An 11,235-nucleotide genomic window follows, 5' to 3' on the forward strand; every position below is an offset into this window, starting at 1 on the left:
GAGAGGACGGCGTCTCAGCCGAGGCGCCGTCCCAGGTCGTCCAGGCCGTTCCACGCCGCGCAGCAGCCGTAGGCCAGCGCGGCCGCCAACGGCCACGCCAGAATTCCCCACCACGTCTCCAAAGTGGGCGCGACGAGCAGGGTGTCGTTCGGCTTGATCGTCGCCGGCATCGGGTACGCGCCCGCGGCCAGGTTGCCGCCCAGGTACTGGGCGAACCACGCCGCCGCGAACGAACCCGCCGTCATCCCGAGCATCACGACCGGGCCACGCCGTTGCCGCAGCAGCCACACCGCGATGCCGGTGATCGCTCCCGCGCCGAGACCGATCAGCACGAACACCATCAGCGCGTCGAGCCGGTGGTAGCTCTCCACCCCGATCGGGTAGAACTTGTTGTCCTGCGGCGAAACGATCTTGAGCTGGCCCGGCGCGAGCCACGACCACACGTATCCGGCTGGCAGCCCGAACGCGAACGTCGTCAGCGCCACCACCAGGGCCGGCAGCAGATCACGCTTCACCACGACCTTCGGCCGCGGCCGGATGTAGTGGTAGACGTACGGCGGCTCCGGCACGGGTTCGATGCGCACCGGCGCTGCTTTCTCGTCCATTCGCGAGAGGTTACTACCGACCAGAAGTGATCTCGCCGTGGCGGCTGCAGCGCGCCGCCCAGCCGTCCGGGGTCACCTGGACGACCATGCGGCGCGCGCACTGCGAGCAGTAGCGCGGCGGGTCGATCACGGACAGCCGCTGACGGCAGAACGCGTGGTCGCCGTCAGCGGTGTCCTTGCCGCAGAAAGAGCAGTACGTCATCACGGGAGTCACAGGGTCTGGCTCAGCGCCTTGATCGGCATGGACAGTTCTTCCAGCATGTCGAGGTCCTGCTGGGCCGGACGGCCGAGGTTCGTCAGGTAGTTGCCGACGATGATCGCGTTGATGCCGCCGAGCATGCCCTGCTTCGCGCCCAGGTCGCCGAACGTCAGCTCACGACCGCCCGCGAACCGCAGGATCGTGCGCGGCAGCGCGAGCCGGAACGCGCCGACCGTGCGCAGCGCCTCGGTGCCCTCGACGACCGGGTAGTTCTCGTACGGCGTGCCGGGGTTCGGGATGAGGAAGTTGAGCGGCACCTCGTCCGGCTCCAGCTCGGCCAGCTGCACGGCGAACTCCGCGCGCTGCGCCAGCGACTCGCCCATGCCGATGATGCCGCCGCAGCAGACCTCCATGCCGGCGTCGCGGATCATCTTCAACGTGTCCCAGCGCTCCTCCCAGGAGTGCGTGGTGACGACGTTCGGGAAGTGCGAGCGGGCCGTCTCGAGGTTGTGGTTGTAGCGGTGCACGCCCATCGCGACGAGCTCGTCCACCTGCTCCTGCGTGAGCATGCCGAGCGAGCAGGCGATCTGGATGTCGTTGCCGTCCTCGCGGATGGCCTTGATGCCGTCGCGCACCTGCGAGAGCAGCCGCTTGTCCGGCCCCCGCACGGCGGCGACGATGCAGAACTCGGTCGCGCCGGTCTCGCGCGTCTGCCTGGCGGCGCGGACGAGGCCGGGGATGTCCAGCCACGCGCTGCGCACCGGCGACGGGAACTGGCCGGACTGCGAGCAGAAATGGCAGTCCTCTGGGCAACCGCCGGTCTTCAGCGAGACGATGCCCTCGACCTCGACCTCGGGGCCGCACCAGCGCTCCCGCACCTCGTGGGCGAGCGCGAGCAGCTCGGGGATCCGGTCGTCAGGCAGCTCGAGCACCTTCAGGACCTGGGCTTCGGAGAGCCCGACGCCTCGTTCGAGCACCTGCTCACGAGCCTCGTCGAGCACATCGATCTGTTCCGGAGCTGCGGTCACGGTCTCTCCTCCTCCTGTGGCCTGGCGAGCAGTCTGCCTCACTGAATCCTTCAGCGTGGAGCGACATAGGTCACTGGACGGCGAACTGGGCCGCGAATGTCTCCGGGTCGAACTCACCGCCGAACCACGGTGAAAACGATCTCTTGGCGACCGCCAGGAAATCCACAGAACCGAGCTTCGTCACACCCTGCGGCAGCGCCCCGAGCAGCGGACCACCCGCCGCCTCCGGCAGATCGGCCAGGTTCGTGAGCGAGGCGAGGTCGGGGTGCGACGGCCAGCTGCCGACCACGACACCTATCGACTCGATGCCACGCCGCTGCAGCGCCTCTGCCGTCAGCGCGGTGGCGTTCAACGTCCCGAGCCCGGCCTGCGCCACGATCAGCACGGGCGCGTTGACCGCCCACGCGATGTCGGCCAGCGTCGACCCGCTCTCGTCGAACCGCACGAGCAGCCCGCCCGCCCCCTCGACCAGCACCAGGTCGTGAGTCTCGTCGAGCTCCGTGACGACGGCGGCGACGTCCTTGGGGTGCACGGTGGCCATCCCGGCCCGGCGCGCCGCCGTGTCCGGCGCCAGCGGGTCGGGGTATCTGGCCAGCTCACGGGTGGTCACGTCGCCCGCGAGGCGGGCGACCTCCGCCACGTCGCCCGGCTCGCCGGGCAGCAGGCCGGTCTGCGCGGGCTTCAGCACCGCGACCCGTCTGCCCTCTGCCCTGGCCAGCGCCGCGATGCCCGCGGTGACGGCCGTCTTGCCGACCTCGGTCCCGGTTCCGGTGATCACCAGCACGCTCACGGATCCTCACCTTAGGCCGTGACATACCGTGACAGCATGAGTGAGCAACCGATCGTGATGTACGGCGCCGAGTGGTGCGGCGACTGCCGCCGGGCCAAGTCGTGGCTGACCCGCAACAACGTGCCGTTCACCTACATCGACGTCGAGAACGACGACGAGGCGCGGGACAAGGCGATCGAGATCTCCGGACGCAAGAACATCCCCGTCCTGGTGCTGCCGAACGGGGATGTCCTGGTCGAACCGAACGACACTCAGCTGTCGGCCGCGATCAGGCCGGCGGGGTGACGCTGACCGAGTGGAGGCTGACCGGCGCTCCGTCGTACACACCAGGAGCGCCGAACACCGAACGCCACTTGGCGCCGCTGTAGATCAGCAGGTCACCCGTGTGATAACCGCCCTGCCACAGCTGTTCCACACCACCGGTGCACTGCCACAGGCTCAGCCGCGTGACCTCCTGCTCCAGCTCTTCCAGCGCCGCGTCGAGGCACTTGCCGTTCGCGACGCTGACGATCTGGAAGCCCCCGCCCAACGGATGGGGTTCGAGGTTCCACCGCTGTTCGTCACCACCGAACCCACAGGTCCACAGCTGCACCTTGCCACCGTCGCGGTCGATCTCCTCAAGCGCCGCGTCGAGGCACATGCCAGAGGCGGGGGTGCGGAACATGATGGGAGTGGCGACGTGCCCGTAGCCGGAGAACGGCCACTTGAACAGGACCGGTTCGTCCGCGGCCTGCGCCGGTGCGACGAGAGCGGTCACCAGCAGGACGGCCGCGCACACGGCGGCCGGGATCTTCTTCACCGTCAGGCCTTCCCGTAAATGCCGACAGGGGCGCCGTCGTAGACGCTCGGCACGCCGAGCAGTCCCTTGGTCGCCCTGCTCTTGACCAGGATGTCGCCCTGGTGGGGAGAGACGTACCAGCGCTGCTCGATGCCGCCGGTGCACTGGTACATCTGCACCTTGCCGCCTTCGAGATCGATCTCTTCGAGCGCGACGTCGAGGCACTTGCCGTTCGCCACGTTGATGATGAGCGAGCCCTCGTAGGGGTCCGACGAGTGCTCGAACCGCCACTCCTGTTCGTCACCGCCGAACCCGCAGGTCCACATCTGCACCTTGCCGCCGTCGCGGTCGATCTCCTCGAGCGCCGCGTCCAGGCACTTGTCCGTGCCGGGGAAGTAGAGCTTCCCGCCGGTACCGGATCCGTAGAACTTGAAGAACGTGACAGGCTCGGCCGCGGCCTGCGCCGGCGCGGCGAGACCCGCTACCCCCAGGATGGCCGCGCACACGGCGGCCGGAATTTTCCCCATGTGGTGTCACGCTAGCGAGCGGCAGCGACCACCGCAGCCGCAATCCGACCTATTTCCTGATCGGTCGAGATGAACGGCGGCATCGTGTAGATCAGGTCGCGGAACGGCCGCAACCACACCCCCGCGTCCACCGCCGCCTTGGTCGCCCGAGCCATGTCCACGGGCCGATCGAGCTGCACGACCCCGATAGCGCCCAGCACGCGCACGTCCTTCACCCCGGGCAACGCGCGTGCGGGAGCGAGGCCTTCACGGAGCCCGTTCTCGATGCGGGCGACCTCACGCTTCCAGTCCTGGGACAGCAGCAGGTCGATCGACGCGAGCGACACCGCCGACGCGAGCGGGTTGCCCATGAACGTCGGCCCGTGCGCCAGCACCGGCACCTCGCCCTTGCTGATCCCGTCCGCCACCCGCGGCGTGCACAGGGTGGCCGCCATCGTCATGTATCCGCCGGTCAGCGCCTTGCCGAGGCACATCACGTCCGCGCTCACGTTCGCGTGGTCCGCGGCGAACAGCTCGCCGGTGCGGCCGAAGCCCGTGGCGATCTCGTCGAACACCAGCAGCACGTCGTGGGTGTAGGCCAGCTCGCGCAGCACGTGCAGGTAGCGCGGGTCGTGGAACCGCATACCGCCCGCGCCCTGCACGACCGGCTCGACGATGATCGCGGCAAGCTCATCGGCGTGCTGTTCGACCAGGTCAGCGAGGTGCTGGACGTAGGCGGTGTCCATTTCGGCCGGTGGCGCGTCGGCGAAGACCTGCTCCGGCAGGATTCCACGCCACAGCGAATGCATGCCGCCGTCCGGATCGCACACGGACATGGGGTTGAACGTGTCGCCGTGGTAGCCGCCGCGCCACGTCAGCAGCCGGCGCTTCTCCGGCCTGTTCTGCGAACGCCAGTACTGCAGGCACATCTTGATCGCGACCTCGACCGACACCGAGCCCGAGTCGCACAGGAAGACGTGCTGCAGGTCCGCGGGCGTGATCTCGACGAGCTTCGCGCAGAGGCGGATGGCGGGCTCGTGCGTGAGCCCGCCGAACATCACGTGGCTCATGCGACCGAGCTGCGCGGTGACGGCGGCGTCCAGCACCGGGTGGCGGTAGCCATGGATCGCCGCCCACCAGGACGACATGCCGTCGACCAGCTCCCTGCCGTCCGCGAGCGTGAGCCGGACACCCGAAGCCTCGGTGACGAGCAACGGCTCCTGGGTGCCCGGCATCGGGCCGTACGGGTGCCAGACGTGCGCCTGGTCGAGCTTCAGCAGGTCGTCCACGCGCCGAAGGTTAAGCCAGGCGCACGGGCAGCGTGTGCAGGCCGCGGATCAACGTGCTGTCGCGCCACACCAGCGTCTCCGGCTCGGCGGCGAGCTGCAGGTTCGGGAACCTCGCCAGCAGCTGCGTCAGCGCCACGTCGAACTCCAGCCTGGCGAGCGGGGCGCCGAGGCAGAAGTGGATGCCGTGCCCGAACGCGACGTGCCCCTGCGCCGACCGGGTGACGTCCAGCTGGTCGGGGTTCTCATACTTCTCCGGGTCCCGGTTCGCCGCGATCAGCGACACCATCACGAGCTCCTCGGCGGGGATCGTGACGCCGCCGAGTTCCACCGGCTCGGCGGTGTAGCGGAACGTCGCGATGTTCACCGGTCCCTCCAGCCGCAGGAACTCCTCCGTGCTCGCCGGGATCAGCTCCGGGCGGTCCTTGAGGATCTGCAGCTGGTCCGGATTGCGCAGCAGTGCCAGGACGGCGTTGCCGATGAGGTTCACCGTCGTCTCGTGTCCGGCCACGAGCAGAAGGAACGCCATCGACACCAGTTCGGCGTGGCTGAGCCGGTCACCCGACTCGTCCGCGTGCACGAGCGCGGAGAAGAACGTGTCGTCCGGCGCCTCGTTCGCGACGCGGTCGACGTGCCCGATAAGGAACTGCGCCATCTTCCCCGACGCCTCGGCGATCTGCTCCGGCGTGCCGTAGGACAACAGCGTGTTCGACCAACCGCGGAACTCGTCGCGGTTGTCGATCGGGATGCCGAGCAGCTCGCAGATCACCGTGATCGGCAGCGGGAACGCGAAGGCCTCCAGCAGATCGATCTCGTCGCCGTCGTTCATCTTGGCGATGAGCTCGGCGGCGATCTCCTCCACGCGCGGGCGCATCAGCTCGATCCGCCGGGCGGTGAACGCCTTGGTCACGAACTTGCGCAGCCGGGTGTGGTTCGGCGGATCCATGTTCAGCATGTTCTCCGAGAAGGTGCTCGCCGGCGGGCGGCGCGGCCCGTCGGGAGGCGAGTGCAGCTCGAAGACGTGGCCCCCGGCCTGCACGTCCTTGCTGATGCGCGGATCGGTGAGGGCGATCTTGGCTTCTTCGTAACGAGTCACGAGCCAGACCTTGAGTCCACGCGGCAGGTGGACTTCTTGCACGGGCCCCTCGGCACGCAACATGTCGTGCACTTCGTGCGGGTTCTGGACGTAGTCGGCGGGCAACTGGGTGAGTGTCGTCACCTCACCCAGTTAACCCCGTTAACTCAACTCTCGCCACAAATTCTCAGCTAGCCGAGACATCCCGGTCCGAGCAGCGCCTTCAGGTCGCCCATCAACGACGGCGTGGGCGCCACCCGCAGCGCGTCGTCCAGCTTCAGCACGGTGTTGCGCGACGCGTTGATGATCAGGTTGAGGTGCACCTCGGTCGAGCCGGGGTGCGCCCGCAGCACTTCCTTCAGCTGCGTCACGATCTCCGGCCGGCACTTGGTGGCCGGCATCTTCAACCTCATCGCGCGGTTGCCGATCTCGCTCAGGTCCGGCACCACGAGGTCGTTCGCGATCAGCGAGATGCGGTCGTCGCGCTTGGCCACGCGGGCCTTGACCAGCACGATCGCGTCCTCGACCACGGACATGCCGTGGACCATGAAGCTCTTCGGGAAGAAGAGCACCTCGATGCCACCGGCGAGGTCCTCGAGCTGGGCCGACGCCCACGACTCGCCGTTCTTGTTCACCCGGCGCATCACCGAGGCGAGGATGCCGCCGATGGTGACCTGGGTGCCGTCCGGGACGTCGCCTTCCAGGATCCGCGCGATCGAGGTGTCGGAGTACGACTCCAGCACGTGCTCGACGCCGTTCAGCGGGTGGCCGGAGACGTAGAGGCCGAGCATCTCCCGTTCCAGCGCGAGCTGGTGCTTGGACTCCCAGTGCTCGTCCGGGATCTTGACGTCGAACACGCCGCCCAGGTCCTCGCCCGAGTCGTCGCCGCCGCCGAAGAGGTCGAACTGGCCCTTGGCCTCTTCCTTCTTCGTGATCATCACGGCGTCGACGGCGTCTACGTGGACCATGTGCAGGCCCTTGCGCGGGTGGCCGAGCGAGTCGAACGCCCCCGCCTTGATCAGCGACTCGACGACCTTCTTGTTGCAGGCCGTGGCGTCGATCTTGCGCAGGAAGTCGGAGAAGTCGACGAACTTCCCCTTCTCCTTGCGCGCCTTGATGATCGCGTCGACGACGTTCGCGCCGACGTTGCGGATCGCGCCGAGACCGAAGCGGATGTCGTTGCCGACCGGGGCGAACTCGCGCTCGGACTCGTTGACGTCCGGCGGGAGCACCGTGATGCCCATGCGGCGGCACTCGGCGAGGTAGATCGCCGACTTGTCCTTGTTGTCGGAGTTCGTGGTGAGCAGCGCGGCCATGTACTCGGCCGGGTAGTTCGCCTTGAGGTACGCGGTCCAGTACGCGATGACGCCGTAGGTGGCGGAGTGCGCCTTGTTGAACGCGTAGTCGGCGAACGGGACGAGGATGTCCCAGAGGGTCTTGATCGCCTCTTTGGAATACCCGTTGTCGAGCATGCCCTTCTCGAAGCCCTCGAACTCCTTGTCGAGGATCTCCTTCTTCTTCTTGCCCATCGCGCGGCGGAGCAGGTCTGCTTGGGCCAGCGAGTAGCCGGCCACCTTCCGCGCGATCGCCATGACCTGCTCCTGATAGACGATCAGGCCGTAGGTCGTGTCCAGGATCTCCGCGAGCGACTCCTTGAGCTCGGGGTGGATCGGCGTGATCTCCTGGAGCTTGTTCTTGCGCAGCGCGTAGTTCGTGTGCGAGTTCGCACCCATCGGACCCGGCCGGTACAGGGCGATGACGGCCGAGACGTCTTCGAAGTTGTCCGGCTTCATCAGCCGCAGCAGGTCGCGCAGGGCCGAACCGTCGAGCTGGAACACACCCAGCGTGTCACCGCGGCCGAGCAGCTCGTAGGTCTTCTTGTCGTCGAGCGGCACCTGGTTGCCGTCGGTGATGTCGATCTTGCCCTTGCCGTTGAGCTCGATGTTGCGCAGGGCGTCGTCGATTGTGGTGAGGTTCGACAGACCCAGGAAGTCCATCTTCAGCAGGCCGAGCGTCTCGCAGGTCGGGTAGTCGAACTGCGTGATGATCGACCCGTCCTGCGGGCGCATCCAGACCGGGATGTGGTCGGTCAGCGGCTCCGCGGACATGATGACCGCACACGCGTGCACACCGGCGTTGCGGATCAGGCCCTCGAGACCGCGACCGGTGTCGATGATCTCCTTGACCTGCGGGTCGGTGTCGTAGAGCCCGCGCACCTCGGCGGCCTCGGCGTACCGCTTGTGCGACGGGTCGAAGATGCCCGACAACGGGATGTCCTTGCCCATGACGGCGGGCGGCATCGCCTTGGAGATCCGGTCGGCGACCGCGTAGCCGGGCTGGCCGTACAGGACTCGCGCGGAGTCCTTGATGGCGGCCTTGGCCTTGATGGTGCCGAATGTGATGACCTGGGCGACGTTCTCCTTGCCCCACTTCTCCGTCACGTACCGGATGACGTCACCGCGCCGGCGCTCGTCGAAGTCGATGTCGATGTCGGGCGGGCTGACGCGGTCGGGGTTCAGGAACCGCTCGAAGATCAGGCCGTGCGGCAGCGGGTCGAGGTCGGTGATGCCCAGCGCGTACGCGATCAGCGCACCCGCGGCCGAACCACGGCCGGGACCCACGCGGATGCCGTTGGACTTGGCCCAGTTGATGAAGTCCGCGACGACGAGGAAGTACGACGGGAACCCCATCTGCAGGATGACGTCGATCTCGAACTCGACCTGCCGGGTGTGCTCCTCGTCGACCCCGTCGGGGAACCGCCGGTGCATGCCGCGCCAGACCTCGTCGCGGAAGTACTGGTCCTCGGTCAGCCCGTCGGGCACCGGGTAGCGCGGCATGAGGTTCTTGAACGCGAACATGCCGGTCGTGTCGACCTTCTCCGCGATCAGCAGGGTGTTGCGGCACCCCTCCTGCCACGCGTCGCTGGAGTCGACGGCCCGCATCTCCTCCGGCGACTTCAGGTAGTAACCGGTGCCGTCGAACTTGAACCGCGTCGGGTCCTGCAGCGTCTTGCCCGTCTGGATGCAGAGCAGCGCCTCGTGCGTGTCCTTGTCCGTCGGGTACGTGTAGTGCGAGTCGTTCGTCACGACGAACGGGATGTCGAGCTTCTTCTGGATCTCCAGCAGCCCGCCGCGGACCCGGCTCTCGATCTCGATGCCGTGGTCCATGATCTCCATGTAGAAGTTCTCTTTGCCGTAGATCTCCTGCCACTTGGCAGCAGCCTCGAGAGCTTCCTTGTCGTGCCCCAGCCGCAGCCGGGTCTGCACCTCACCCGACGGACACCCGGTCGTCGCCATCAGCCCGGCGGAGTGCTGGGCGATGAGCTCGGCGTCCATCCGCGGCCACTTGCCCAGCTGCCCCTCGGTCGAGGCCAGGCTGGACAGCTTCATGAGGTTGTGCAGACCCTCGACGTTGCGCGCCCAGATCGTCTGGTGCGTGTAGGCACCCGACGCCGACACGTCGTCGGCCTTCTGCCCGGGGTCACCCCACAGCACGCGCTTCTTGTTGAACCGCGAGTCGGGCGCCATGTACGCCTCGATGCCGATGATCGGCTTGATCCCGGCCGCCGTCGCCTGCTTGAAGAAGTCGTAGGCGCCGTACATGTTGCCGTGGTCGGTGATGGCCGCGGCGGGCATGCCCATGCGCTCGCACTCGGCGAACATGTCCTTGAGCTTCGCCGCACCGTCGAGCATCGAGTACTCGGTGTGCACGTGCAGGTGCACAAACGAGTCCGCCACGGGCAACCCCCTTGTGTAGCAAGCGTTTTCGCGCGACCAGGGGACGATCACGTCCTCGCGCCGGTCGAGCCTACAGGCCCATGCGGCGACGGTGCGGGAGGTCCCCGCGGCCTGTTGCCAAGTCGTGCCGAACCACCTGGTCAACACCATGATCGACAACACCCTCATCCCCCTTGGTGACGAAGGTCGCGCACAAGCTGATCTCAATCAACCGGCCGGTGACGCGAAGATCGGGAGCGCGGGGTAGCGTTCGATTCGTGGTGGCCCCTGATCCCGTTGACGCCCGACTCCTGGCGATGCTCGCCGACTCGGGCCGCGCAGCCGTGCACGAGATCGCCCAGCGTCTCGGCATGGACCCGCGCGAGGCCGCCATGCGCCTGATCACCCTCTCCGGCAGCGGCCTCCCCCTGCTGGTGGGCGTCGAATGCGACCCGAACGGCATCCGCAGGGCCCTGGCCAACGCCGCCGCCTACGGCAACTACCTGGGCCCACCCGCCTCAGGCTCCTACGCCGTCCACCAGAGCGGCCCCCACCACGTGAGCGGCCCGCACCAGGTCCCCTACGCCCCCCAGGCCCCGACCAGCCAGCCGTTCCCGGCCCAGCCGCAGGCCCAGCCCCAGGCCACCTGGGGCCCACCGCAGTCGGCCGGGTGGGTGCGCGCCGACCAGCCACAGCCCAGGCCCGTCTCGCGAACCGGCAAGATCGGCTCGGCCCTGGAGGCCGACAGCCTGGAAGGCGCCCACCTCTCGATCCAGCTGGTCGAGTTCGTGGACCCGGCGGACTTCCTGTTCACCGCAGCGGGCTACAAGCTGGCCGAGGGCGAACGGGCCGTGGTCGTGCACACCGAGGTCACGAACACCTCGCAGGTCCCGTACACCTCACTCCCGGACATGTACCTGGTCCTGGTCACCAAGACGGGCGAGACCGTGACGAAGGCCCCCGTCTCACTGTCCTCGCGCCCGGCACACAAGCTGGGCGTGCAGCCCGGCGAGACGGCCGGCGGCCACACGGTCTTCGTACTGCCGGACACGACCGAGGTCATCCAGGTCCGCTGGAGCGTGCGCCCCGAGGTCGACCTCAACACGCTCGTGTGGACCGTCGAGGACTAGTCACCTTCTCGCTCCCAGCACGCACCCCGCACCCCGGTTCTCTCGCGAAGGCGAAGCCGCAGGCGAGCCCCAAGCGATGGCGCAGCCGAGCAGTCCTTGGCATACCGGGCTGGTGGGGTGGG

The 11,235-nt window shown here is 67.9% G+C and carries 11 protein-coding genes; 2 read left to right on the top strand and 9 right to left on the bottom strand.

Features of this window, described 5'->3' with window-relative positions; all coding sequences use genetic code 11:
* Positions 1–14: 14 nt before the first annotated feature.
* The 4 genes from IEZ09_RS15320 to bioD all read right to left on the bottom strand — a co-directional run bounded on the left by IEZ09_RS15320 (position 15) and on the right by bioD (position 2,622).
* Positions 15–605, bottom strand: coding sequence for a DUF2567 domain-containing protein (locus IEZ09_RS15320; protein ID WP_189254336.1), 591 nt, complete (start codon positions 603–605; stop codon positions 15–17).
* Between the two features lie 13 nt (positions 606–618).
* Positions 619–807 carry a biotin synthase auxiliary protein BsaP gene (bsaP, locus tag IEZ09_RS15325; RefSeq protein ID WP_189254337.1) on the bottom strand — a complete coding sequence of 63 codons (189 nt, stop codon included), beginning with the start codon at positions 805–807 and terminating at the stop codon, positions 619–621.
* An 8-nt stretch (positions 808–815) separates the two neighbouring features.
* Positions 816–1,832, bottom strand: coding sequence for a biotin synthase BioB (gene bioB / locus IEZ09_RS15330; protein WP_189254338.1), 1,017 nt, complete (start codon positions 1,830–1,832; stop codon positions 816–818).
* A gap of 70 nt (positions 1,833–1,902) precedes the next feature.
* Positions 1,903–2,622 (bottom strand): dethiobiotin synthase, encoded by a 720-nt coding sequence (gene bioD / locus IEZ09_RS15335; RefSeq protein WP_189254339.1) that lies wholly within the window; start codon positions 2,620–2,622, stop codon positions 1,903–1,905.
* Positions 2,623–2,658: 36 nt separating this feature from the next.
* Here bioD and IEZ09_RS15340 point away from each other — a divergent pair, with 36 nt between their 5' ends.
* Positions 2,659–2,907, top strand: coding sequence for a glutaredoxin family protein (locus IEZ09_RS15340; RefSeq protein ID WP_189254340.1), 249 nt, complete (start codon positions 2,659–2,661; stop codon positions 2,905–2,907).
* On the opposite strand, the gene IEZ09_RS15345 is transcribed toward IEZ09_RS15340, so the two are convergent.
* Genes IEZ09_RS15345 through dnaE form a run of 5 tightly spaced genes read right to left on the bottom strand, consistent with a single transcriptional unit; the run spans position 2,891 to position 10,004 of the window.
* Positions 2,891–3,421 (bottom strand): RICIN domain-containing protein, encoded by a 531-nt coding sequence (locus IEZ09_RS15345; protein ID WP_189254341.1) that lies wholly within the window; start codon positions 3,419–3,421, stop codon positions 2,891–2,893. The genes IEZ09_RS15340 and IEZ09_RS15345 overlap by 17 nt on opposite strands.
* Positions 3,422–3,423: 2 nt before the next feature.
* A complete protein-coding gene (locus tag IEZ09_RS15350) occupies positions 3,424–3,927 on the bottom strand; it encodes an RICIN domain-containing protein (RefSeq protein WP_189254342.1) in 504 nt (167 codons plus the stop codon).
* A gap of 11 nt (positions 3,928–3,938) precedes the next feature.
* Complete coding sequence (locus tag IEZ09_RS15355; RefSeq protein ID WP_189254343.1) at positions 3,939–5,195, bottom strand: adenosylmethionine--8-amino-7-oxononanoate transaminase; 1,257 nt, start codon at positions 5,193–5,195, stop codon at positions 3,939–3,941.
* 10 nt (positions 5,196–5,205) lie between these two features.
* Entirely contained in the window at positions 5,206–6,411 is a 1,206-nt protein-coding gene (locus tag IEZ09_RS15360) for a cytochrome P450 family protein (protein WP_229812578.1), read from the bottom strand.
* Between the two features lie 47 nt (positions 6,412–6,458).
* On the bottom strand, positions 6,459–10,004 hold the full coding sequence (gene dnaE, locus IEZ09_RS15365; protein WP_189254344.1) for a DNA polymerase III subunit alpha: 3,546 nt from the start codon (positions 10,002–10,004) through the stop codon (positions 6,459–6,461).
* A 257-nt stretch (positions 10,005–10,261) separates the two neighbouring features.
* On the opposite strand from dnaE, the gene IEZ09_RS15370 reads away from it, so the two are divergent.
* Positions 10,262–11,113, top strand: a complete 852-nt coding sequence (locus IEZ09_RS15370; protein ID WP_189254345.1) for an AsnC family protein — start codon at positions 10,262–10,264, stop codon at positions 11,111–11,113.
* Positions 11,114–11,235 lie beyond the last annotated feature (122 nt).

The sequence above is a fragment of the Lentzea flava genome (assembly GCF_014648475.1).
GTDB lineage: Bacteria > Actinomycetota > Actinomycetes > Mycobacteriales > Pseudonocardiaceae > Lentzea > Lentzea flava.

Coding starts and splice junctions, on each gene's coding strand:
- IEZ09_RS15340 (WP_189254340.1), top strand. CDS start 2,659: ATGAGTGAGCAACCGATCGTGATGTACGGCGCCGAGTGGTGCGGCGAC.
- bsaP (WP_189254337.1), bottom strand. CDS start 807: ATGACGTACTGCTCTTTCTGCGGCAAGGACACCGCTGACGGCGACCAC.
- IEZ09_RS15350 (WP_189254342.1), bottom strand. CDS start 3,927: ATGGGGAAAATTCCGGCCGCCGTGTGCGCGGCCATCCTGGGGGTAGCG.
- IEZ09_RS15320 (WP_189254336.1), bottom strand. CDS start 605: ATGGACGAGAAAGCAGCGCCGGTGCGCATCGAACCCGTGCCGGAGCCG.